Below are 23,306 nucleotides of genomic sequence, written 5' to 3'. Positions count from 1 at the left end.
AAAGGGCTGCCATGACCAATCTTGTTCCCATCGGCCGCGCGCTGATTTCCGTATCCGATAAATCTGGCCTTTTGGACCTTGCCCGCGCTTTGGCCGCGCAGGGGGTGGAGTTGATTTCCACAGGTGGCACCTCTGGCATGTTGCGCACCGCAGGGCTGAAGGTGCGGGATGTTTCTGATGTCACGGGGTTTCCCGAGATGATGGATGGCCGCGTCAAAACCCTGCACCCGAATGTGCATGGCGCGCTGTTGGCGCTGCGCGATGATGACGAGCATCTGCTGGCGATGGCGGCGCATGGCATCGAGCCGATTGATCTGCTGATCGTCAATCTTTACCCGTTTGAGGAAACCGTCGCCAAAGGTGCTGACTACGACACCTGCATCGAGAATATCGACATTGGCGGGCCTGCGATGATTCGCGCGGCCTCAAAGAACCACCGCTTTGTGACGGTTGTGACCGATCCTGCCGATTATGCCGGCCTGATTGATCAGATGAAGGCACATGACGGGGCGACAACTTTGGCGTTCCGGCAGAAGCTGGCACTGGCGGCTTATTCTCGCACTGCTGTCTATGATACCGCTGTGTCGGGCTGGCTTGCCGGGCAGTTGGGCCAGCCGTTCACACGCTCGAAATCCTTCGGCGGGGTGCTGGCGCAGGGCTTGCGGTATGGCGAGAACCCGCATCAGGCGGCGGCGTTTTACACTGATGGCTCGAAGCGCGAAGGCGTGGCGACGGCGAAGCAATGGCAGGGCAAAGAGCTGTCCTACAACAACATCAATGACACCGATGCGGCGTTTGAACTGGTGGCCGAGTTTGCGGGCGCGGGTCCGGCCTGTGCGATCATCAAGCACGCCAATCCGTGTGGGGTGGGCAAGGCGGCATCGCTGAAAGAGGCTTATTTGCGCGCTTATGCCTGCGATCAGACCTCGGCCTTTGGCGGTATCGTGGCGCTGAACCAGCCTTTGGATGCTGAAACCGCTGAGGAGATCGTCAAGATTTTCACCGAGGTGGTGATTGCGCCGGGAGCGTCTGATGAGGCGAAAGCGATCTTCGCCAGCAAGAAAAACCTGCGCCTGCTGACCACCAAGGGCCTGCCGGACCCCACCGAGAAATCGTTGGCGTTCAAGCAAGTCGCGGGGGGCTTCCTTGTGCAAGACCGCGACACCGACAGCATCACCGCCGCTGATCTGAAAGTGGTGACAAAGCGCGCACCAACTGAGGCCGAGCTTGCCGATCTGATGTTTGCATGGAAAGTTGCCAAGCATGTGAAGTCGAACGCCATCGTCTATGTGAAAGATGGCGCGACCGTGGGTGTGGGGGCAGGGCAGATGAGCCGGATTGATTCGACCCGCATCGCCGCGCGCAAGGCGGGCGATATGGCCGATGTTTTGAGCCTGCCACAAAGCCCCACCGTGGGGTCGGTTGTGGCCTCGGATGCGTTCTTTCCGTTTGCCGATGGCCTGCTGGCTGCGGCAGAGGCGGGGGCGACGGCAATCATCCAACCCGGCGGCTCCATGCGCGACGATGAGGTGATTGCGGCGGCCGATGCGGCGGGTCTTGCGATGGTCTTCACCGATCAGCGGCACTTCCGGCACTAAGATGCGCGCGCTTTCCCTCACCGCGATCATCGTCTTTCTGCTGGACCAGCTGAGCAAAATCGGCGTGATCCGCCTGCTTTCCCTGCGCGAGCGTGGGGAGATCGAGGTGCTCGATCCGCTGCTGAATTTCCGCTGGGCCGAGAATCGTGGCGTAAATTTCGGTTTGTTCGCCAATAGTGCCGAGTTCATGCGCTGGGTGCTGATTGCGGTGGCGGTTGCGATTTCAGCTTGGGTACTGATCTGGCTGCGGCGCGAACGTCCGGGGCGGTGGTCGATGATCGCGGGCGGCTTGCTGATCGGCGGCGCTTTGGGCAATGTGGTGGACCGGATTGCCTATGGCTATGTCGCCGATTTCCTGACCATGTCCTGCTGCGGCTTTGAAAACCCCTATTCGTTCAACATCGCCGACATCGCAATCTTCGCAGGCGCCTTGGGTTTGGTGGTGTTTGGTGGCAAATCCGCCAAGCCAACCCGCGCGAAGCGGCGAAAGACCCCGTGACGCGGGCGGGATCATAGGCTAAGACGACGATGGTAAGGCTTGGTGGAGGCAGCAATATGCGATCAGCAAAGGTGGTTCTCGCGTTCGCGGGCGCAGCGTTGTTGACGCTTGCGGCCTGCAGCGACAAAGCGCCTGATCTGATGAACCTGCGGTCTGACAGCAACGGCCCGGATGAATTTGCAATCCTGCCGCCGAAAGCCTTGGAACTGCCGACCTCGCTCGCCGATCTGCCCGCCCCCACGCCGGGCGGTGCCAACCTGACTGATCCACATCCGCAAGATGATGCGATCACAGCTTTGGGTGGCAAACCCCCGGCCACCAGCGGCGTCAGCGATGCGGGGCTGTACAACTATGCCACCCGGCAGGGCGTGACCCCCGGTATCCGCCAGGTTTTGGCCTCCGAAGATCTGGAGTTCCGCAAAAAGAACAATGGCCGCCCGCTGGAGCGCCTGTTCAACCTGAACGTCTATTACAAGGCCTATGCCAAGCAGTCGCTGGATCAGCACGCCGAACTGGCACGCTGGCGGGCCGCAGGCGCGCGCACGCCCTCCGCGCCGCCGCCGAAAAAAGGCGAGTGATCACAACCCCGTTGCCCCGGCTTTCGGCGGACGGGCATTGCGGTTAGCGTGCGCCCTGTAATCCACGGAGGACCGCGATGTTTCGCCCCCTTGGCCGCGCTATGCTCGGCCTTTTCGCCCTGTCGCTGCCCAACCTGCCCCTGGCCGCAAGTGCCGACACGGTCAGCAGCTTCACCCTAGATAACGGCCTACAGGTGGTGGTGATTGAAGATCACCGTGCCCCGGTTGTCACCCAGATGGTCTGGTATAAAATTGGCCGCGCTGATGAGGTCGCAGGTCATTCCGGCATCGCGCATTTCTTTGAACATCTGATGTTCAAAGGCACCGCGAAGGTTCCCACGGGTGAGTTTTCGGCCACGGTCGAAAAGCAAGGCGGCGATGACAATGCCTTCACCACAGAAGATTATACCGCCTTCTTCCAGAGGGTTGCCGCTGATCGGCTTGATCTGATGATGCAGATGGAATCCGATCGCATGGTCAATCTGAACATGTCGGAAGAAGACGTGACCACCGAGCGTCAGGTCATTTTAGAAGAGCGCGGCCAGCGCACCGACTCTGATCCCGGCAGCCTGCTGCAAGAACAAATGTCCGCAGCACAATATCTGAATCATCCCTATGGCATCCCGGTGATCGGCTGGCGCGCTGAAATCGCCGGCCTGACCCGCGACGACGCCATCAACTTCTATCGCGCTTACTATGCCCCCAACAACGCCATCCTGATCGTCGCGGGCGATGTGAAGCCAACTGACGTGTTGGCTTTGGCCAAGAAATACTACGGTCCGCTGCCGCCTTCGGATAAAATAAAGCCGCGCCACCGGCCCGAAGAACCGCCGCAACTGGCCGAGCGTCGTTTGGTGCTGGCGGATGAGCGTGTCGCCCAACCTTATGTCGCGCGCAGCTATCTCGCCCCCGAGCGCAATCCCGGCGATCAGAAACAAGCCGCTGCCTTGGCCGTGCTGGCCGATCTTCTGGGCGGATCTGGCACCACCTCGGTGCTGACCAAGGCCTTGCAGTTTGACACCCAAACTGCCGTCTATTCCTCGGCCTATTACGATGGTGTTTCGGTTGATCCGCAAACCTTCGGCCTCGTCGTGGTGCCTGCCGAGGGTGTCAGCCTCGCCGATGCCGAAGCCGCGATGGACAGAGTGATCGCGAAATTCATGAAAGACGGCGTCAACTCCGACGATTTCGCCCGCATCAAAACCCAAATCCGCGCCGGTCAGATCTATGCCCGTGACGACGCAGGCGGCTTGGCCCGCACCTATGGCGAGGCCCTCGCCGTCGGGCTTTCGGTCAAAGATGTGCAGGACTGGCCGGATGTGCTGCAAGCTGTGACGCCCGAAGATGTGATGGCCGCAGCCAAGCTGGTCTTCAACCGCGACCAAGCCGTGACCGGCTGGTTGACCACCAAGGAGGCTGCACAATGAACCCGCGTATGATCTGGCGTGCCGCGGCCGTGTTGTTCGCTTTGGCCTCGCCCTTGCACGCTGAAATCAACATCCAGCCCGTCACCTCTCCGGGTGGCATCAAGGCCTGGTTGGTGGAAGATCACGGCATCCCGTTTACCGCGCTGGAGATTCGCTTCAAAGGTGGCACCTCCCTGGATGCACCAGGCAAGCGTGGCGCGGTCAATCTGATGACCGCGCTGATCGAAGAAGGTGCGGGTGATCTCGACAGCCAAGGTTTCGCCGCCGCCCGCGATGGTCTTGCCGCCAGCTTTCATTTCAGCAGCGATCAAGATGGCGTTTCCGTCTCCAGCCATTTCCTGACCGAGAACCGAGATCAGGCGACGGCCCTGCTGCATGACGCCCTGACCAAGCCGCGCTTTGACCAAGACGCGGTGGACCGGGTGCGTGAACAGGTGCTGTCCGGCCTGCGGTCGGATGCCAAAGACCCCGGTGCGATTGCTGGAAATCTGGAACGCGCTCGCAGCTTTGGCACCCATCCCTATGGCTCCGACGGGTCCGGCACCATCGCAACCGTCACCGCCCTGACCCGGGATGACATCCTGCAAGCCTTCAAAGATGCCATCGCCCGCGACCGCATCACCGTCGCCGCAGCGGGCGATATTTCCGCCGCCGATCTGGGTGTTCTGTTGGATAAACTCCTTGCCGACCTGCCCGCCACAGGTGCGCCGCAACCCGGCCCGGCGACGTTGCAGACCAAGGGCGGCATCACCGTGCAAGACTTTCCCGGCCCACAGTCGATGGTGATCTTCGGCCAAGGCGGTTTGAAGTTCTCCGACCCCGACTATTTCGCCGCCAGCCTGCTGAACGAAATCCTCGGCGGCGGTCGGTTTTCTGCCCGCCTGATGACCGAGGTGCGTGAAAAACGTGGCCTCACCTATGGCATCGGCACCAGTTTGGCGGCCTATGACCATGCCGAAGTGCTGGTGGGCCAGTTCCAAGCCAGCAATGAAAAGGTGGCCGAAGCGATCAAGGTGATCCGTGCAGAATGGGCGAAAGTCGCCAAGGATGGCGTCACCGCAGACGAATTGGCCAACGCCAAAACCTATATGACCGGGGCCTATCCTTTGCGGTTTGACGGCAACGACACGATTGCCTCCATCCTCGTCGGGATGCAGGATCTCGGCCTGCCGCCCGATTATCCGAAAACCCGCAACACCCGCGTTGAAGCCGTCACGCTGGAAGATGTCAAACGCGTCGCTGCCCGCCTGATCAAACCCGATGATCTGCATTTCATCGCGGTCGGCCAACCGACAGGTGTTGCGAACGAATAGCGAATCTGTGGAGGTTTGCGCCACAGGATGCTAGAACTGGGGGCATGACGCTGCATGCCCCCAACATACGCCCCATCATTCGCGCTTTGGATGAAGCCGCCATCAACCGCATTGCCGCGGGAGAAGTGGTGGAACGCCCGGCCTCTGCCGTCAAAGAACTGGTCGAAAACGCTTTAGACGCAGGCGCTAAGCGCATCGCGGTCGAATATTCCGCAGGTGGCAAAGTCCTGATCCGCGTCACCGATGACGGTTGCGGCATGACGCCCGACGACCTTCCCCTTGCCATAGCCCGCCATGCCACCTCGAAAATCGACGGCTCTGACTTGCTGAACATCCGCTCCTTCGGCTTCCGGGGCGAGGCGCTTGCAAGCCTAGGTTCCGTAGGCCGCCTCACCCTCACCTCCCGCGCTGAGGGATACGACGGTGCCAGCCTCACCGTCTCAGGCGGTCGCCAAGCCGAAGTCCGCCCCGCCGCAGCCTCCCGTGGCACCGCTGTTGAGCTGCGCGACCTTTTCTACGCCACCCCGGCTCGCCTGAAATTCCTGCGCACCGACCGCGCCGAGGCGCAAGCCATCGCTGAAGTGATCAAACGGCTTGCGATGGCAGAACCGCAAGTCGGCTTCACCCTGACGGAAATCGCCGAAGGCGATGCCCCCCGCACGATCTTCCGCGCCGACCCGCTCTCAGGCGATTTCTTCGACGCCCTGCACAGCCGCCTCGCCCATGTATTGGGCCGAGATTTCATCGACAACGCCCTGAAAATCGATGTCGAGCGCGACGGCCTGCGCCTGACCGGTTACGCCGCGCTGCCCACCTATTCACGCGGGTCTTCGGTGCAGCAGTTCGTCTGCGTCAATGGCCGCCCGGTGCTGGACCGCAACCTGCTTGGTGCCCTCCGCGTCGCCTATTACGATTTTCTCAGCCGGGATCGCCATCCCGCCGCCGTGCTCAACCTGATCTGCGACCCCGAGCGGGTGGACGTCAACGTCCACCCCGCCAAATCCGAAGTGCGTTTCCGCGAACCCGAAGCCGCCCGCGGTCTGATCATCACCGGGTTGCGCACCGCCCTGTCCACCGCAGGCCACCGCGCCAGCTCCACCGTCGCCGACGCCACCTTGGCCGCAATGCGCCCCGAAACCCAGTCGCAATACCCGCGCATCTATCAAATGGACCGCCCCAGCACCGCGAGCCTAGGCCGTGCTTACGCCTATCAAGCCCCAGAACCGCAAAGCTTTGATCCGCAAGGCTTCGCCGAAACCCCCTCCGCCCGCATCGAACCCGTTCTGCAAGACCCCATCAACACTCCGCTGGGTGCCGCCCGCGCGCAGGTGCATGAGAACTACATCATCGCCCAAACCGCCACGGGGATGGTGATCGTAGACCAACACGCCGCCCATGAACGCCTTGTTTATGAGCGCCTGAAACGCCAGATGGTCGAGACTGGCATAAAGGCGCAAGCCCTGCTGATCCCTGAAATTGTTGAACTTTCCCCCTCCGATGCCACCCGCTTGCTCGACATAGCCCAAGACCTGACCGCCCTCGGCCTCACCATCGAACCCTTTGGCGGCTCTGCCATCGCGGTGCGGGAAACCCCCGCCATCCTCGGCAATACCTCCGCCGCCGCCCTGCTCCGCGACGTGCTCGATGAACTCACCGACCTCGGCCAAAGCCAGAGCCTGCAAACCAAGATGGAGGCGATCCTGTCCCGCATGGCCTGCCACGGCTCGATCCGATCTGGCCGTCAAATGCGCGCCGAAGAGATGAACGCCCTGCTGCGCGAGATGGAGGCGACGCCGCATTCCGGCCAATGCAACCATGGCCGCCCCACCTATGTGGAGTTGAAACTCCACGATATCGAAAGGCTTTTCGGGCGCAGATGATCACCCTTTTCGGCCAAACCTACGCGTGGAACGCCCCCGAAGTCCTGCTGATCGGCGGGGCTGTTCTGGCGCTTGCCCTCCTCCTCATCCTGATCCTGCGCGCGGCTGGTCGTTCCGCCACCATGGCCGCCCCTTTGATGCGCGAAATGGGCTGGCTGGGTCAACGTGTGCAAGCCCTAGGCGATGGCCAAGAACGCCTCGCAGGTGGGCTGCATCATGTCAGCGAGAACCAAACCAACGCGCAAACCGCGATGCTGCAACTGATGGAAAAGCGTCTCGCCGAGGTGCAGCGCGCGATGGGGGAAAGCCTGCACGGCACCGCCACCCGCACCGCGCACAGCTTGGGTGAGTTGCAACAACGCCTGCTGACCATCGACAAAGCCCAAGCCAATATCGAAAAGCTGTCGGGTAACGTGCTGAACCTGCAAGACATTCTTGCCAACAAGCAAGCGCGCGGCGCGTTCGGTGAAATCCAGCTGAATGACATCGTGCAAAAGGCGCTGCCCTCGGACGCCTATACGATGCAGGCGACGCTTTCGAACGGCAAGCGCGCCGATTGCCTGATCCACTTGCCCAATCCGCCCGGTCCCATCGTGATCGACGCCAAGTTTCCCTTGGAGGCCTACGAGGCTCTGCGCCGCGCCGACAACCCTCGCGCGGTCGTGGAAGCCCAAGCGCAACTGCGCAGCGCCGTGCGTGTCCATATTAAGGCGATCTCGGAAAAATACATCCTCGACGGCGAAACCGCCGACGGCGCGCTGATGTTCCTGCCCTCGGAAGCTGTTTATGCCGAGTTGCATGCCAACTTCCCCGAAGTCGTGCGCGATGGCTTCACCGCAAGGGTCTGGATCGTCTCGCCCACCACCTGCATGGCCACGCTGAACACCATGCGCGCTGTGCTGAAAGATGCCCGGATGCGCGAACAGGCAGGCGCGATCCGCACCACGTTGCGCCAGTTGCACCGAGATGTGGAGATCGTGGTCGAGCGCGTTGACAAGCTTTCCACGCATTTTCACCAAGCCCGCGCCGATCTGGATGGCATCACCACCGCCGCAGAACGTGCGGGCAAACGTGCGGCGCGGTTGGATAATTTCGATTTCGAAGAATTAGAGCGTAACGAGCCGACGCCGATCCGGGCAGCCCCCACAACACCGACGCGAGCCGCAGAATGATCCGCCACCTGACCCCCGCCGATTACCGCAAGATGCCTTGGGCCAACGGCAAAGGTGTGACGGTTGAAATGCTGAAGCTTGACGATAACGGCCATCTGCTCTGGCGTTTGTCGCGCGCCTCGGTGGTGGAGAACGGTGATTTTTCAATCTTCCCCGGCATCGAACGCAACCTGACCGTGATCACCGGCCCCGGTTTCGACCTCATCGGCGACGGCCTGCACCTGAACGCCAAACCGCTTGCGCCCGTGGCCTTCGCAGGCGACACTCCCATTCGGGCCGAAGCCGTCAGCGCCGCTAGCGACGATTTCAACGTGATGACTGCTCGCAGCCTGCCACGCCCCGACGTGGCCGTGATCACAGGTGCTGTGCAGTTGCGCGGCGGTGATATGTTGGCGATTTTTGCCCTCGTGCCCAGTAGGGTGAATGGCATCGCTCTGAACTGTGATGAATTGATCCTGACAGACGAACCTGTAACGCTCAGCGGCCAGATGATCACGGTCAGGCTGTATCGGTAGGGTGGGTGCAGCCCACCGCTGGCTGCGCTTAAATCCGAAACAACGGCTGCAACAACCTTGGGATCAACGCGCTGAACCGCAGCGGCGCATCGGTTGCAGCCAGACATATGCAGGCCTCCCCGGCCTCAGCCACCGGGGTATGCTCCAACTCTTCGGTCGCAATCTCAACATCCCCCGGCCCGAAGCGATCTGTGGCATCGCGAAACGCGCCGCGCAAAACCAACGTTAACTCGGTACCGCGATGGCCGTGATCCGGCACCGCTTGCCCTGCCGGGATGTACAAAAGTCGCGCCGTCGCGCCCTTGGCGGTCGGCAAAATCGCTTGCCGCACCCCCATCCCCAAACTGCGCCATTTCACCGCGGCAAGACCGCCGCCGACGTAGTCCTGCAACGGAGCCGGAAGTTCGTTCTGTTTTAACTTGGGCCGCGCCAATGGCTTAGCAGCCTCGGGCGCACCCAGCCGCGCCATCGCAGCCTCTAGCGCCCTATCCGCCATCGCCACCACTTCACCATACATCACCGCCCCGCCCACAGCCTCAAACACCGCCAACTGTGCGCGGCAGGCGTCACACATCGAGACATGCGTGGCCACAACCAGCCCAAACGCTTCGGGCAAATTCCCAGCCGCATAGGCGATCAATAACGGGTCAGACAGATGATGCCGGATACTCATGTCAATGCCTCAACTCATGCTCTGGCGCAGACGGTCCAGCGCCAGCCGGATCCGGGATTTGATCGTGCCCAACGGCAGACCGGTCTCGGCTGCGATTTCCGAATGGGATAACTCACCGAAATACGCCCGCTGGATCAGTGCGCGCTGCTTTTCCGGCAGATCGGCCATCGCCGCCACCAGTCGCGCGGTTTCTTGCCCGGCTTCATAGATATCTGCCTGATCGGGCTCCGTCTCTGGCCCCCAATCCAACGCCTCAGGCTCCGGCCTGCGCGCCTTGCGGGCGACATCAATGCGGCGGTTGCGTGCGATGGTGAACACCCATGTCGCCACGCTTGCCCGCGCCGGATCATATTGCACAGCCTTCTGCCACAGCACCGCCATCACATCCTGCGCGCAATCTTCCGCCAAAGCCGCATCGGTGCCGGATTTCATCAAGAACCCCTTCACCCTTGGCGCGAAATGCTGAAACAGCGCCGCAAAGGCCGCCCGGTCCTGACGATCCCGCACGGCCAGCATCAGCGCCGTAAAGTCGACCTCGCCCTTCGCTTCCGTCACGCTTTTGCCCACTCCACGCCGCCCCACCCGCATCGGCGGCAGTATAGGCCCATAGATGGGCGCGTGGAGGGCAAGGTCAAGCAACATGAAACGTTTACGCAAGCCCCGTGCATCTGGATCACAATAAAAGATGATCCACCCCCCGCTCATCTGCGTATCAGTTTAGACACCACGACAGGACTGCACATGCCCTTCGAGACCTTTGCCCAAGCCCCTCGCCGGATTGCCATTGTCGGCGGCGGCATCTCTGGCATGGCCGCGGCGCATCAGCTTGCCCCTGACAATGCCGTGGTGCTGTTTGAGGCCGCGCCGCGTTTGGGCGGCCATGCCCGCACCGTTCTTGCTGGAAGGCGCGGCGATCAAGCGGTTGATACTGGCTTTATCGTGTTCAACAAGGTGAACTATCCGCATCTTGTGAAGCTTTTCGAAAGCCTCAACGTCCCGATAGCCCCCAGCAACATGAGCTTCGGCGCCTCGATCAACGGCGGTCGGCTGCAATACGCCCTGCGCGATCTCGACAGCCTGTTTGCGCAGCGTCGAAACCTGCTGCGCCCTGCCTTCCTGCGCATGTGCCGTGACATCACCCATTTCAACAAACACGCAGGCGCTCTTGCCCAAAACCCCGATCTGACCATCGCCGAGCTGCTGCAAACCCTGCGCACCGGCCCCTATTTCCGCGATTACTACATCCTGCCGCTGTCAGGTGCGATCTGGTCCACCCCGCCGCAAGACATTCTCGACTTCCCAGCCCAAGCCCTAATCTCGTTCTTCCAAAACCACGCATTGATGCAAATCTCTAACCAACACCAATGGTTTACCGTGCAGGGTGGCTCTGTCCAATACGTCAGCCGCCTCTCGGACCATCTGCAACGCCATGGCGTCGAACTCCGCCTGTCCACCCCGATCGCGGGGATCAAACGCCTGCCCGACGGCGTGCTGGTACGCGCGCAGGGCGGTGAGTGGGAGCTGTTTGACGATTTGATCCTCGCCACCCATTCCGACGATTCGCTGCGCCTGCTCTCCGATCCAACCCCAACCGAAACCGCAGCGCTTTCCGCCGTGCGCTACCAGCCCAATCAAGCCACTTTGCACGCCGATGCCAGCCTGATGCCAGCTTTGCGCAAATGCTGGTCCAGTTGGGTCTATACCGAACCCAAAGGCCCCCGTTCGGACAAGATCGACCTGACCTATTGGATGAACTCACTGCAACCGATCCCGCAGGACGATCCGCTGTTTGTGACGCTGAATGCCAACCAACCGATACGGCAGGAATTGATCTATGATCAGGTCACTTTCCGCCATCCGGTCTATGATCACGCTGCCCTAAACGCGCAAAAGCAGATCAAAGCGATGAATGGCCAACTAAATACATGGTATTGTGGCGCGTGGATGCGCCACGGCTTCCACGAAGACGGCTTTGCCAGCGCCGTCGATGTGGTCGAGGCGATGCGCGTACAGGTGCGGACCGAATGAACGATGTCGATTACATCGCAGGCACCACTTTTCACGGGCGGCGCGGCGGCGTTGGAAACCGCTTCAATTACCGCGTCGATTATCTGCTGCTGAACCCGGAAACTGCGCGCGGGCCTGCCTTGTTCTCGCGCAATCGCGGCAATTTGACCGCGTTACATGATACCGATCACGGCGGGCCGCCCAAACAAGGGCGCGGGGTGGCATGGGTGCGGCAAGTGCTGGCCGAGCAAGGCCTGCCAATGGCGTCTGAGATTCTGCTGTTCGCCCAGCCGCGTGTGTTGGGTCATGTTTTCAACCCGGTCTCCTTTTGGTTATGCAGCGATGCGAAAGGCTTGCGGGTGGTGATTGCCGAGGTCTCCAACACCTTCGGTCAGCGCCATTGTTATCTGTGCCACCGCGAAGATCTCGCCCCCTTGACCCGCGATGATACCGTCACGGCGCAGAAAATCTTCCACGTCTCGCCGTTTCAGCCGGTGGAGGGCAGCTATCGTTTTCGCTTTGATATCAGCGCCGACAAGATCGGTATCTGGATTGACTACAGCGTCGGTGAGGCTGGTCTGATCGCTACCCTGACCGGCCCGCGCGTGCCGCTGACCAATGCCGCGATTCTGCGAGCCTGTCTGCGCCGCCCGTTTGGATCGCGCCGGGTGCTCGCCTTGATCCATTGGCAAGCGTTGAAGCTGTGGTGGAAAGGCGCGCTATACCGCAGCCCGCCTGTGCCGCCGCACGACGAAATTTCACGCTAGGGGATGGCGGTGCATTTCGCGGGCAAACGCTATTGGCTGGTCGGGGCGAGTGAGGGTCTCGGCCTAGCACTGGCGCAGGCTTTGGCGGCGGAAGGCGCGAAGGTGATCTTGTCGGCGCGCGATCCTGCACGGCTGGCCGAGGCTTGCGGCAAGGTGCCCCGGGCTTCTGCCGTGGTGGTGGATGTTGCGGATGCGGCTTCTATATCGGCGGCGGTGGCGCAGATTGGCGTGCTGGATGGCGTGGTGTTTCTCGCCGGGGTGTATTGGCCGATGACTGCACATGGAGTGGATGCGGCGCAGTTGGAGGCGATGTGTGATGTGAATTTCACCGGCTGCGCGCGGGTTGTCGGCGCGGTTCTGCCCGCCATGGTGGCGCGCGGAGCCGGGCATCTGGTGATCACGGGGTCTTTGTCGGGGTTTCGGGGGCTGCCGGGGGCGCTCGGATATGCAGCCAGCAAGGCCGGGGTGATGGCTTTGGCCGAAAGCCTTTATGCAGACTTGCGCGGCACTGGGGTAAGGGTGCAGCTGGCCAATCCCGGCTTTATCCGCACAAGGTTGACCGCGAAGAATGAGTTTTCTATGCCGTTTTTGATGGAGCCGGAACAGGCAGCGGCAGAGATGCTGGCGTTGATGAAATCGCGGCGGTTCAAAGCCAGTTTTCCGACTGTGTTTTCATTGCTGTTCCGGGGCAGTCAGTTTTTGCCGGATTGGCTGTATTACCGCGTCTTTGCCTCGATAAAATCACGCAAGCCGCCGGAGGCAAGGGTTAAGGAAAGATGAATGTGGTTACCTTAACCCATTGAAATATATATAGTACACTCCTTGTCCACGCGTGGACACGTGCTAGCTGCGCGTCAAAACAGCCATGAAAAATCCATCCATGCCGCCGATTTCGGCCCAATAATCGGGGCGCAGCCGCAGGCCACCTTCCGGGGTGATCCAAGCTGGATCAAGGCCGGGCAGCGCTGGGATTTGCACAGTGAGGCCGGGATGGCGGGAAAGGGCGGCGGTCAGTTGCACCTCACCCTCGTCGGGCAAAAGCGAGCAGGTGCAAAACACCAGCCGCCCGCCGGGTTTGAGAAACATCAAAGCGCGGTCGATCAACGCCGCTTGCAGGGTGGTGAGTTCTGCGAGTTCTGAGCCGTCTTTCAGGAACGGCAGTTCGGGGTGGCGGCGAATGGTGCCGGTGGCCGAACAGGGGGCATCCAAGAGCACCGCATCAAACAGATGCTCAGGCTGCCAATGCAGGGCATCTGCGACCACCAGTTTGGCTTGCAGGCGGGTGCGCGTGAGGTTCTCGCGCAGCTTTTCCATCCGAGGCGCGGAAATATCCAACGCGGTGACATGCGCACCAGCGGCAGCAAGTTGCAGGGTTTTGCCGCCGGGCGCTGCGCAGAGATCAAGCACCTTCTCGCCGGGCTTCGCGGCCAGCAGCGGTGCCGCCAATGCGGCAGCGGCGTCTTGCACCCACCAATCGCCAGTAGCGAAACCGGGGAGGGTGGAGACTTGGCCGGGCTCAGTCAGGCGGATTGACCCGGTGGGCAGGGCGTTGCCTTCCGGCAGGGTTTGGCCGCGCGGGGTGATGTCCAGCGGCGGGGCTTTGGCTTGCACGGCCTCAATCGCGGTGACGACCTCGCGCCCGTAGGCATGAACGAGGGGTTGTCGCAGCCAGCGCGGCATCATCTGCGCGGGGCCAGTTAGGGGGGCGCCTTCGGGGATTTTGCGCAAAACCGCATTGATCAGCCCTGCCATATGGGTGGTTTTCTGGCCTTTGCGGGCCAGTTCAACAGCGGCGTTGACCACGCCATGCGCGGCGGTGCCCTCGTGCAACTCGGTCACGGCCAGCCGCAGGATGTTCATCACCGCCAAGGGTGGGGCCTTGCGCAGGTGCGGTTCCAGCAGGCGATCAATCGGTTCCAGCAGCCGGATGACTTGCAGGGCAAGGCGTTGGGCGCGGGCGCGGTCTTGCGGGCCAACGCCTTTCAGCGCCCCCGCCTTGTTGGCCAGCACGACCGCCATGGTCTGGCCTTCTTCCATAATCGCCGACAGAATTGCCAAGGTGGCGGCCCGTGCTGCCAAGCCTGCGTTTGCCTCTGCCATGTGCTGCCTCTTGAGAATGTGTCGATTGGCCGTATATCAACAAAGATGAAGCCGCAAGGAAACCGCGATGAATGATCACCCCGAACTGCCCGCCGCCACTCTTCCGGCTGCTGCGCTGCGTGCCTTGGCCGAGGCTGAGGAGCGTCGCCCGTTGGCCGATGCTGTCGAGCGTCCGGTGGAGTTAGGCGGGCGCAAGGGGCCGGAGCCTGTGCGCTATGGCGATTGGGAGAAGAAGGGGCTGGCGGTCGATTTCTAAGCGGATTGAGGTGAGCTCGGCGCTTCCTTGCGTTCGCTTCTGGCGCGCGAAGAGGCACCGTCAGGGACCGATGAGCAGCAGGTCAGATCCCCAGCACGTCCATCATGTCATAGCGGCCCGGTTTTTGGGATTGCCCCCAAAGGGCAGCTTTCAGCGCGCCGCGCACGAAGATCGAGCGATCGGTGGCGAGGTGGCGCAGGATAATGCGCTCGCCGTCGGCGGCGAACAGCACGTCATGCTCGCCGACGATATCGCCGCCTCTGATCGCGGAGAAGCCGATATCGCCACGTTTGCGCGCGCCAGTGATGCCATCGCGGCCTGAGACTTTTGCAGTGTCGAAATCGATGCCACGGCCCGTCGCAGCGGCATGGCCGAGCATCAAAGCGGTGCCCGATGGGGCATCGACCTTCATGCGGTGATGGGATTCGATGATCTCGATATCCCAATCTTCATCGAGGGCGGCGGCGACTTTTTGCGTCAGGCGGGTGAGAAGGTTGACCCCAAGGCTCATGTTGCCGGCTTGGATGATCACCGCGTGATGGGCGGCCAGATCGAGTTTGGCATGGTGCTGCAGTTCCAGCCCGGTGGTGCCGACGACATGAACGGCGCGGGCTTGGGCGGCGAGGCCGGCGAATGCGACTGATGCGCTTGGGGCGGTGAAGTCGATCACGGCTTGCGAGATCGCGAAGGCTTCCAGCGGGTCGTCGGTGACTTTGACGCCCAAGGCGGGGCCGCCCATGCAGAGGCCGATGTCTTGGCCGATCCACGCATGACCGGGGCGCTCAATGCATCCGACGAGCCGCGCGTTAGGATGGGCGGTGATGCCTTTGACCAGCATTTGACCCATGCGGCCTGAGGCGCCGGTGACGGTGATGCCGGGGGTGTTGGTCATGGGATGCTCCGAAGTTTTGTGGGGTTTAGCGGTTTTGTAAGGGGCGTGAAAGCCTGCCGTTGCGGGCCGGGGCGGTTTGGCGTAAACGGCGGCATGGCAAACACACGTTCCTATTCGGCCAAGGGGCCTTCGCAGCGTCAACTTCGGGTTGGCGAATTGATCCGGCGCACGCTGTCGGAGATTTTGGCACGCGGCGAGGTGCATGATCCGAGCTTAAACGACATGTCGATCACGGTGGGCGAGGTTTCGGTCTCGGTCGATCTGAAGGTGGCGACGGTGTATGTGATGCCGCTGATGGGCGGGGCCACGGTGGAGCAGGCGATTGCGGCGCTGGCGAAGAACGCTTGGGAGCTGCGCAAGCGGGTCTCGGCGGAAATGACCCTGCGGCATTCGCCTGAGTTGCGGTTCCGTCCGGATGATACGTTTGATCGGCTGGAAGAGGCACGGCGGCTGTTTGCCGACCCGAAGGTGCAGGCGGATATTGCCAAGCCGGATGATGCGGCTGCGGACGACAAGGCGCAGGAATAATCATGTGGCGGCTGGCATTTATGCTGGCTGTTTGGGGCATGGGGGCCTTTGCGGGCTGCCGGGACATGGCGTTCGAGGGCGCGTCTTATTCCATTTGCGAGGTGAGCGCGGGGGCTGATCTGCGGCTGTTTCATTCGGGGCCGGATGGGGCGTTGGGCAGTTTTTCGGCACTGGACAAAATGCTGGAACCGCAGGGCTTGCGGCTTGATTTCGCGATGAACGCCGGGATGTACCACCGCGATCTAAGCCCGGTTGGGCTTTACATCGAGGACGGCGCGCAGGCGACGCCGTTGATCACACGGGCGGGGCCGGGGAATTTTGGGCTGGTGCCGAATGGGGTGTTTTGTATCGGCGCGACTCTGCGGGTGATCGAGACTTTGGCGTTTGCGGCTGAAAAGCCGAGCTGTCGCTATGCGACGCAATCGGGGCCGATGCTGGTGATTGGCGGTAAGCTGCATCCGAAGTTTTTGGCCGATTCGGATTCGTTGAATATCCGCAATGGCGTGGGGGTTTCGGCGGATGGCAGCCGGGCCGTGTTCGCGATTTCGAATGATCAGGTCAATTTCTATACCTTCGCGCGGTTGTTCCGCGATGGGCTTGGGCTGCCGGATGCGCTGTATTTTGATGGCTCAATCTCGCGGCTCTATGACCATGACAGCGGGCGGCATGATGCCGGGTTTCCGATGGGGCCGATGGTGGGCGCGGTGGTTCCGCGTTGACGGGGGGCTGGTCGGGGGCTATCGGGCGGTTTGCAACAGGAGATCGTCATGGCGCGCGGCAAAAAAGGTAGAGTGGTTTCGGGCTGGCTGGTGGTGGACAAGCCTGCCGGGATCACCTCGACCGCCGTGGTCAACAAGGTGAAATGGGCGATGGACGCGCAGAAGGCGGGCCATGCGGGCACGCTGGACCCTGCGGCGACGGGCGTGCTGGCGATAGCTTTGGGCGAGGCCACCAAGACGGTGCCTTATGTGACCGATGCGCTGAAATGCTATCGGTTTATGGTGAATTTGGGTGCTGCGACGACGACAGACGATGCCGAGGGAGCGGTGATCGCGGAATCTGCGTTGCGGCCTTCGGATGCTGAGATTGAAGCGGCCTTGGCGGCGTTTCGCGGCGATATTCAGCAGGTGCCGCCGCAGTTTTCCGCTGTGAAGGTCGATGGCGAGCGCGCCTATGATCTGGCGCGGCAGGGCGAGGCGATGGATTTGGCGGCGCGGCCGTTGTGGGTGGAGCGGCTGGAGGTTCTCTCGCGGCCCTCGGCGGATCAGGTTGAGTTGGAGATGGTGTGTGGGAAGGGCGGCTATGTCCGCTCGATTGCCCGCGATCTGGGGGAAGCTTTGGGCTGTCTGGGGCATGTGGCTTGGTTGCGGCGGGAATGGTCGGGGCCGTTCACGGCGGTTGAGGGGATTTCGCTGGAGCAGATTGATGCTTTGGCGAAGACGGCGGAGTTGGATGCGTTTTTGAAGCCGTTGGAACTGGGGCTGGCCGATTTGCCGGAATTGCCCTGCACGCCGGAAGGGGCGGCGCGGTTGAAGAATGGCAATCCCGGGATGGTTCTGGCCTCGTCGGTTGGCTATGGCGATGAGGCTTGGGCGAGCTATCAGGGCCGCGCGGTTGCGGTGGGGATATACAAATCGGGCGAGTTGCATCCGAGCCGGGTGTTTAACTGATCTGCTCTGTCCACGCGTGGACAGACATGATTGTACAGCAATATCAATATGTTGACTTTTCGCGTTCAGAAAGTGTTAAGCTTTGGAACGGCACGCTGGCTTGCGAGTTGAAGTCTCTGGCGGGAGTATTTTGAAAAGAACAATGCGGGGGCGTGTTGTGTTTCGGGCGGTTTGGCGCAAGGTTTGCAGCGTTGGGTTTAGGGGCGGGTTATGATCACGCGGCGGTTTCTGAAGGGCGATGCGGAAAGCGTGGCGGTGTATTCGCCCTGTGAGGCCTATCGCTATGCTTTGACGCGGGAATGGCAACCGGGGGGGCGGAAGGCGTTTTTTGTGATGCTGAACCCGTCTACCGCAACCGAGGTGCAGAATGATCCGACGGTGGAGCGTTGTGAGCGCCGCGCGCGGGCCCTGGGGTTTGGCGCGTTTCGCGTGGCAAATATCTTTGCTTACCGCGCCACCGATCCGAAGGTGATGCGGGCGCAGGTTGATCCGGTTGGGCCGTTCAACGATCAGGCGATTGCCGAAGGGGCGGCTTGGGCGGATCAGGTGATTTGCGGCTGGGGCAGCCATGGCGCGCATTTGGGGCGGGGTTCGGCGGTGGCAGAATTGCTGCGTGGCACGGGGGTGCCGCTGTATCATTTGGGGCTGACCTTGGCGGGTGCACCGAAACATCCGCTGTATATTGGCTATCAGGTGCAGCCGGAGTTGTGGCGTTAGGCGGCTTGTAGGCTGATGCTGCTGAGATCGAGGTTTGCGACGGATTGCAGAGTTGCGAGTGGGACGCCATCCAGCAGCAGGGTGGTGGTGCCAGAGTCAGAAGTTTCCAGCGTAAGCTGCGGATCTGGGTGTATCGCGACATCATACATTACCACCAGTGAATCTTCATGTGGGTTGAAATCGGTGATCTGCATTGGCGGGTCACCCGCGCCAATATCGAGCAGATGGAAGCGATCTTCACCCTCACCGCCATTGCCAGAATCGCCCGCGCCAAGCATCAGCGTGTCATCGCCCGCTTGGCCATTGAGGAAATCGGGCGTGTGATCAGGGTCGTCTTCGGTCTGGCCCCAGATCGTGTCATTGCCTGCGCCGCCGTCAAGGGTGTCGCTGCCAGTGCCGCCTGTTAAAATATCATTGCCCGCGCCGCCGTCGAGTGCGTCATCGTCCGCGTCGCCGTGCAGGCTATCTTCGCCTTCGCCGCCGATGAGGTTATCAGCGCCACCGCCGCCCGACAGACTATCATCGCCGTCGCAACCGTGCAGGGTGTCGGCGTCAGTGCCGCCCTCCAAGGTATCATTGCCGGCGTCGGCGTGGAACAGATCGGCCCCCGCACCGCCCGTCAGGCTGTCATCGCCGCTACCACCGCTGAGTGCATCGTCGCCGTCATCGCCATTCAGGCTGTCATTTCCGTCATATCCGGCCAAGGCGTCGTTGCCGTTTTGGCCCGCCATGTGATCATCCCCCGCATCACCGCGCAGCATATTGGCAAGGTCATCGCCGTTCAGCCAAAGGTCTTCGGAGGTTGGCACCATCACGTCATTGGAAGAGATTACGCCGTCTTGTTCGGGGTTATCGCCTTCAATCGGGCCTTCGTCTGAAGCCGCTACGCTGGCATCGCGCGACGACAGCAGGTGGAAGATGTTGCTTGCATCGCCACTGTCGTCTTGGGTTGCGTCTGGGTGATCATCCGCCACCTCTGGGCCATCATCCGGCGTACTGAATGAATCGGCCATGACGCCAGCGAATACCGCCCCGAGCAGACCAAGCAAACCAAGCATGACAAAGACCTCCGGGCACGGGGAATAGGTGATGTTAACATTTTGTTAACCATATTTTCCCGTTAACCATTTGGTTATATGGGATATTTATTGTATGAAGCTATCACAGAATCGGTTTGGCTTCAAAAGCTGTTTGGGGGGCGGAGCAGCTAATTCAGGCATTGGTAAATAAAAGTTGCCGACGTGTTGGGTGGTGTTACAGACCACGAATCAGCTTCCCTTTGCGCCAGAACCCACCTATACGCGCGCATCCGTCAGCGATGGCGGTGTCATTGGCCCTGCTGGACGACATCCCGGCTTGCGCCGCAACCCTCTTAACAGGAGATCCCGATGTCGATCACCGTCGAAGAAAAAGCCCGCCTTATCAAAGAATACGCGACCAAAGAACATGACACCGGCTCGCCGGAAGTTCAGGTTGCTATCCTGTCGTCGCGTATCGCTACGCTGACCGAGCACTTCAAAACCCACAAGAAAGACAACCACTCGCGCCGCGGTCTGCTGATGCAGGTTGCTCAGCGTCGTAAGCTGTTGGACTATCTGAAGGCCAAAGACGAAGCCCGTTACGCTTCGCTGATCGCACGCCTCGGCCTGCGTCGCTAAGCTTTACGCCTAGTTTTGTCGGAACGCCCGTGGTGAGAACTGCGGGCGTTTTGCGTTGGGCGGCGGCGAAATTTGTCTTTTCATTTGGAACGCGAGTGCTGCGAAGGGGTTGTCCTTGTAGAACAGCAATGAATGAAAGGCGATTTTCATGACCGACCTGAAGCAAGAATTCTGGACCCGGATGGGCGATGTGAGAGCGGCGATGCTTGGCGTCAAAGGCCAGGGCAAGCTGGTGGCGATGTCGCCGCAACTGGATGATAAATTCCCGCAGACGATCTGGTTCATCACGGCCAAGAGCACCGATTTGGCCAAGGCGGTGCAGAGCGGCACGCAAGATGCGCAAATGGTTGTCTCGGATGGCGGCGCCGGGCTTTACGGCGATATTGACGGCAGTCTGGCGCAATCGACCGATCAGCAAGTGTTGGACGACGTGTGGAGCTTTGCGGCGGACGCTTGGTTTGAGGGCGGCAAGAACGACCCTGACGTGTGCTTGCTGCGGTTTACGCCAAAGGGGGGCGAGATTTCGGTCACGCCAACCAGCGGCGTGAAGTTTTTGTATGAGATTGCAAAAGCCAAATTCACCGGTGACAAGCCAGATGCAGGTGAGCAGGGCGTGGTCACGTTTTAAGATCTACAGTTCGGCTGTACGGCGCGCGTCTGCAAGGACGCGCGCTTTGTCGTTCGGTGATGGATGGTGGGAGTTGCAAGACCATACTTCCCAAACCCCTGCTTTTCCTGTAGACGCGCGCAATCTGCGATATGAGGCCTGCCCCCGGCCGCATGCATCAGGATAGGGGGCGGCGGCAATGGGGCCGCTATGCAAACGGGAGACACGACAGGGGTCGTGGGTGCTCTCATACAGGGAACGATAGATGTTCAACGTGACTAAAAAATCAATCCAGTGGGGCGAAGAAACGCTGACGCTGGAATCGGGCAAGGTTGCCCGTCAGGCTGACGGCTCGGTCATCGCCACTCTGGGCGAAACCAGCGTCATGGCTAACGTGACTTATGCGCGCGCGCCGAAACCGGGGCAGGATTTCTTCCCGCTGACCGTGCATTATCAAGAGAAATACTACGCCGCTGGGAAAATTCCGGGCGGCTTTTTCAAACGCGAAGCCCGGCCCAGCGAGAAAGAGACGTTGACCTCGCGTCTGATCGACCGTCCGTGCCGCCCGCTGTTTGTCGAAGGCTTCAAAAACGAAGTTCTGGTGATGGCGACCGTGCTAAGCCATGATCTTGAGAATGACCCGGATATCGTCGCGATGATCGCCGTTTCGGCGGCTCTGACGATTTCTGGCGTGCCGTTCATGGGGCCGATTGGCGCCGCGCGGGTTGGTTTCTCGGGTGGCGAATACAAGCTGAATCCGTCGGTTGATGACATGCATCAGCTGCGCAACAACCCGGATCAGCGCTTGGATCTGGTCATCGCCGGCACGAAAGACGCCGTGATGATGGTGGAATCAGAAGCTTACGAGCTGACCGAAGAAGAAATGCTGGGTGCTGTGAAATTCGGCCATGCTGCGATGCAGCCGGTGATTGATCTGATCATCGACTTTGCCGAAGATTGCGCCAAAGAGCCGTTCGACTTCCATGCGCCTGATTATTCCGAGCTTTTTGGTCGGGTGAAAGCGGCTGGAGAAGTGCAGATGCGCGCGGCTTTCGCTATTCGCGATAAGCAAGAACGCACTTCGGCGATTTCGGCAGCGGTTTCGGCGATCAAAGGTGTGTTGTCTGACGAGGACAAGGCCGATGCGAACCTTGGCTCGGCGATCAAAAAGCTGGAAGCCTCGATCCTGCGTGGCGACATCATCAATGGTGGCGCGCGTATTGACGGACGTGACAACAAAACCGTGCGTCCGATCGTGTCGGAAACCGGGATTCTGCCGCGCACCCATGGTTCGGCCTTGTTCACCCGTGGCGAGACGCAAGGTCTGGTTGTGACCACTTTGGGCACTGGCGAAGATGAGCAGATCATCGACGCTTTGCACGGCAACAGCCGCTCGAACTTCCTGCTGCACTATAACTTCCCTCCCTATTCGGTGGGTGAAGTGGGTCGTGTGGGCTCGCCGGGCCGTCGTGAGATTGGTCATGGCAAACTGGCATGGCGCGCTTTGCAGGCGGTTCTGCCGGCTTCGACCGATTTCCCCTACACCATCCGTTTGGTGTCGGAGATCACGGAATCGAACGGCTCGTCCTCGATGGCTTCGGTCTGCGGTGGCTCTTTGTCGATGATGGACGCGGGCGTTCCGCTGAAGTCGCCGGTGGCTGGCGTCGCTATGGGTCTTATCCTGGAAGACGACGGCCGCTTTGCTGTTCTGACCGATATCTTGGGTGATGAAGATCACTTGGGCGATATGGACTTCAAGGTTGCAGGCACCGCCAACGGCATCACCACGATGCAGATGGATATCAAGGTGGCTGGCATCACGCCGGAGATCATGGCGCAGGCTTTGGCTCAGGCCAAAGACGGGCGTCTGCATATCTTGGGTGAGATGAACAAGGCGCTGTCGGCTCCGCAAGGCTTCTCGGAATACGCTCCGAAGATCGAAACCCTGCAGATCCCGACCGACAAAATCCGCGAAGTGATCGGCTCGGGCGGCAAAGTGATCCGTGAGATCGTCGAGCTGTCGGGTGCCAAGGTTGATATCAACGACGACGGTATCATCAAGATCGCTTCGTCGGATGCGGCGTCGATCAAGAAGGCCTATGACATGATCTGGTCGATCGTGGCAGAGCCGGAAGAAGGTCAAGTTTACACCGGCAAAGTGGTGAAACTGGTCGATTTCGGCGCATTCGTGAACTTCTTCGGCAAACGTGACGGTCTGGTGCATGTCAGCCAAATCGCCAACAAGCGCCTGAACCACCCGAATGAGATCCTGAAAGAAGGCCAAGAAGTGAAGGTCAAGCTTTTGGGCTTTGATGATCGCGGCAAGGTCCGTCTAGGCATGAAGATGGTCGATCAGGAAACTGGTCTGGAAATCACCGAGACCAAAGACGAAGCTGCAGAAGCGTAAGCTTTTCTAAATCTGCGAACGGCGCCAGCAATTCTGGCGCCG

24 protein-coding genes are annotated in these 23,306 nt (G+C 60.8%); 19 read left to right on the top strand and 5 right to left on the bottom strand.

The window, feature by feature from the left end:
- The first annotated feature begins 11 nt into the window (after positions 1-11).
- From purH to ACS5RD_RS00495, 8 genes are all read left to right on the top strand, one after another.
- Positions 12-1,598, top strand: a complete 1,587-nt coding sequence (gene purH / locus ACS5RD_RS00530; protein WP_489929530.1) for a bifunctional phosphoribosylaminoimidazolecarboxamide formyltransferase/IMP cyclohydrolase — start codon at positions 12-14, stop codon at positions 1,596-1,598.
- A 1-nt stretch (position 1,599) separates the two neighbouring features.
- Positions 1,600-2,097: a signal peptidase II gene (gene lspA / locus ACS5RD_RS00525; RefSeq protein WP_054008325.1), complete on the top strand. Its 498-nt coding sequence runs from the start codon at positions 1,600-1,602 to the stop codon at positions 2,095-2,097.
- Positions 2,098-2,153: 56 nt separating this feature from the next.
- Positions 2,154-2,675, top strand: a complete 522-nt coding sequence (locus ACS5RD_RS00520; RefSeq protein WP_054008324.1) for a DUF3035 domain-containing protein — start codon at positions 2,154-2,156, stop codon at positions 2,673-2,675.
- Between the two features lie 77 nt (positions 2,676-2,752).
- Positions 2,753-4,102: a M16 family metallopeptidase gene (locus ACS5RD_RS00515; protein ID WP_489929529.1), complete on the top strand. Its 1,350-nt coding sequence runs from the start codon at positions 2,753-2,755 to the stop codon at positions 4,100-4,102.
- A gap of 8 nt (positions 4,103-4,110) precedes the next feature.
- On the top strand, positions 4,111-5,415 hold the full coding sequence (locus ACS5RD_RS00510; RefSeq protein ID WP_489931429.1) for a M16 family metallopeptidase: 1,305 nt from the start codon (positions 4,111-4,113) through the stop codon (positions 5,413-5,415).
- Positions 5,416-5,459: 44 nt separating this feature from the next.
- Positions 5,460-7,295: a DNA mismatch repair endonuclease MutL gene (gene mutL / locus ACS5RD_RS00505; protein ID WP_489929528.1), complete on the top strand. Its 1,836-nt coding sequence runs from the start codon at positions 5,460-5,462 to the stop codon at positions 7,293-7,295.
- Entirely contained in the window at positions 7,292-8,467 is a 1,176-nt protein-coding gene (locus tag ACS5RD_RS00500) for a DNA recombination protein RmuC (protein WP_489929527.1), read from the top strand. The genes mutL and ACS5RD_RS00500 overlap by 4 nt, the downstream gene beginning before the upstream one ends.
- On the top strand, positions 8,464-8,982 hold the full coding sequence (locus ACS5RD_RS00495) for a HutD/Ves family protein (RefSeq protein ID WP_489929526.1): 519 nt from the start codon (positions 8,464-8,466) through the stop codon (positions 8,980-8,982). Before ACS5RD_RS00500 ends, ACS5RD_RS00495 begins: the two co-directional genes overlap by 4 nt.
- Before the next feature lie 28 nt (positions 8,983-9,010).
- Here the strand turns inward: ACS5RD_RS00495 and ACS5RD_RS00490 are convergent, their stop codons facing one another.
- Together ACS5RD_RS00490 and ACS5RD_RS00485 are read right to left on the bottom strand one after the other, a co-directional pair.
- A complete protein-coding gene (locus ACS5RD_RS00490; protein ID WP_489929525.1) occupies positions 9,011-9,655 on the bottom strand; it encodes a ChrR family anti-sigma-E factor in 645 nt (214 codons plus the stop codon).
- 9 nt (positions 9,656-9,664) lie between these two features.
- Positions 9,665-10,243 (bottom strand): sigma-70 family RNA polymerase sigma factor, encoded by a 579-nt coding sequence (locus tag ACS5RD_RS00485; RefSeq protein ID WP_489931428.1) that lies wholly within the window; start codon positions 10,241-10,243, stop codon positions 9,665-9,667.
- Positions 10,244-10,396: 153 nt separating this feature from the next.
- Here ACS5RD_RS00485 and ACS5RD_RS00480 point away from each other — a divergent pair, with 153 nt between their 5' ends.
- Genes ACS5RD_RS00480 through ACS5RD_RS00470 form a run of 3 tightly spaced genes read left to right on the top strand, consistent with a single transcriptional unit; the run spans position 10,397 to position 13,209 of the window.
- Entirely contained in the window at positions 10,397-11,683 is a 1,287-nt protein-coding gene (locus ACS5RD_RS00480; protein WP_489929524.1) for an NAD(P)/FAD-dependent oxidoreductase, read from the top strand.
- On the top strand, positions 11,680-12,429 hold the full coding sequence (locus ACS5RD_RS00475; RefSeq protein WP_489929523.1) for a DUF1365 domain-containing protein: 750 nt from the start codon (positions 11,680-11,682) through the stop codon (positions 12,427-12,429). The genes ACS5RD_RS00480 and ACS5RD_RS00475 overlap by 4 nt, the downstream gene beginning before the upstream one ends.
- 9 nt (positions 12,430-12,438) lie before the next feature.
- Positions 12,439-13,209, top strand: a complete 771-nt coding sequence (locus ACS5RD_RS00470; RefSeq protein ID WP_489929522.1) for an SDR family NAD(P)-dependent oxidoreductase — start codon at positions 12,439-12,441, stop codon at positions 13,207-13,209.
- Positions 13,210-13,272: 63 nt separating this feature from the next.
- Here ACS5RD_RS00470 and ACS5RD_RS00465 read toward each other — a convergent pair whose 3' ends face one another.
- The gene (locus tag ACS5RD_RS00465) at positions 13,273-14,529 is read right to left on the bottom strand and encodes an RsmB/NOP family class I SAM-dependent RNA methyltransferase (protein WP_489929521.1); all 1,257 of its coding nucleotides are present in this window, start codon (positions 14,527-14,529) and stop codon (positions 13,273-13,275) included.
- Between the two features lie 67 nt (positions 14,530-14,596).
- Between ACS5RD_RS00465 and ACS5RD_RS00460 the strand changes: the two genes are divergently transcribed.
- Positions 14,597-14,785, top strand: coding sequence for a DUF1674 domain-containing protein (locus ACS5RD_RS00460; RefSeq protein ID WP_489929520.1), 189 nt, complete (start codon positions 14,597-14,599; stop codon positions 14,783-14,785).
- Between the two features lie 82 nt (positions 14,786-14,867).
- Here the strand turns inward: ACS5RD_RS00460 and dapB are convergent, their stop codons facing one another.
- Positions 14,868-15,677, bottom strand: coding sequence for a 4-hydroxy-tetrahydrodipicolinate reductase (gene dapB, locus ACS5RD_RS00455; RefSeq protein ID WP_489929519.1), 810 nt, complete (start codon positions 15,675-15,677; stop codon positions 14,868-14,870).
- 93 nt (positions 15,678-15,770) lie between these two features.
- On the opposite strand from dapB, the gene rbfA reads away from it, so the two are divergent.
- The 4 genes from rbfA to ACS5RD_RS00435 all read left to right on the top strand — a co-directional run bounded on the left by rbfA (position 15,771) and on the right by ACS5RD_RS00435 (position 18,592).
- Positions 15,771-16,205 carry a 30S ribosome-binding factor RbfA gene (gene rbfA, locus ACS5RD_RS00450; RefSeq protein ID WP_054008312.1) on the top strand — a complete coding sequence of 145 codons (435 nt, stop codon included), beginning with the start codon at positions 15,771-15,773 and terminating at the stop codon, positions 16,203-16,205.
- Positions 16,206-16,207: 2 nt separating this feature from the next.
- A complete protein-coding gene (locus ACS5RD_RS00445; protein ID WP_489929518.1) occupies positions 16,208-16,924 on the top strand; it encodes a phosphodiester glycosidase family protein in 717 nt (238 codons plus the stop codon).
- Positions 16,925-16,972: 48 nt separating this feature from the next.
- On the top strand, positions 16,973-17,875 hold the full coding sequence (gene truB, locus ACS5RD_RS00440; protein ID WP_489929517.1) for a tRNA pseudouridine(55) synthase TruB: 903 nt from the start codon (positions 16,973-16,975) through the stop codon (positions 17,873-17,875).
- A 210-nt stretch (positions 17,876-18,085) separates the two neighbouring features.
- Complete coding sequence (locus ACS5RD_RS00435; protein ID WP_489929516.1) at positions 18,086-18,592, top strand: DUF1643 domain-containing protein; 507 nt, start codon at positions 18,086-18,088, stop codon at positions 18,590-18,592.
- Here the strand turns inward: ACS5RD_RS00435 and ACS5RD_RS00430 are convergent.
- Positions 18,589-19,650: a calcium-binding protein gene (locus tag ACS5RD_RS00430; protein ID WP_489929515.1), complete on the bottom strand. Its 1,062-nt coding sequence runs from the start codon at positions 19,648-19,650 to the stop codon at positions 18,589-18,591. The genes ACS5RD_RS00435 and ACS5RD_RS00430 overlap by 4 nt on opposite strands.
- 330 nt (positions 19,651-19,980) lie before the next feature.
- Between ACS5RD_RS00430 and rpsO the strand changes: the two genes are divergently transcribed.
- The 3 genes from rpsO (at position 19,981) to pnp (ending at position 23,264) form a co-directional block, all read left to right on the top strand.
- Positions 19,981-20,250, top strand: a complete 270-nt coding sequence (gene rpsO / locus ACS5RD_RS00425) for a 30S ribosomal protein S15 (protein ID WP_054008307.1) — start codon at positions 19,981-19,983, stop codon at positions 20,248-20,250.
- Positions 20,251-20,398: 148 nt separating this feature from the next.
- Positions 20,399-20,878: a pyridoxamine 5'-phosphate oxidase family protein gene (locus tag ACS5RD_RS00420; RefSeq protein WP_489929514.1), complete on the top strand. Its 480-nt coding sequence runs from the start codon at positions 20,399-20,401 to the stop codon at positions 20,876-20,878.
- 244 nt (positions 20,879-21,122) lie between these two features.
- The gene (pnp, locus tag ACS5RD_RS00415; RefSeq protein ID WP_489929513.1) at positions 21,123-23,264 is read left to right on the top strand and encodes a polyribonucleotide nucleotidyltransferase; all 2,142 of its coding nucleotides are present in this window, start codon (positions 21,123-21,125) and stop codon (positions 23,262-23,264) included.
- Positions 23,265-23,306 lie beyond the last annotated feature (42 nt).

The sequence above is a fragment of the Cypionkella sp. PAMC25878 genome, assembly GCF_058135695.1.
This window is presented reverse-complemented; position numbering and strand designations above follow the sequence as displayed.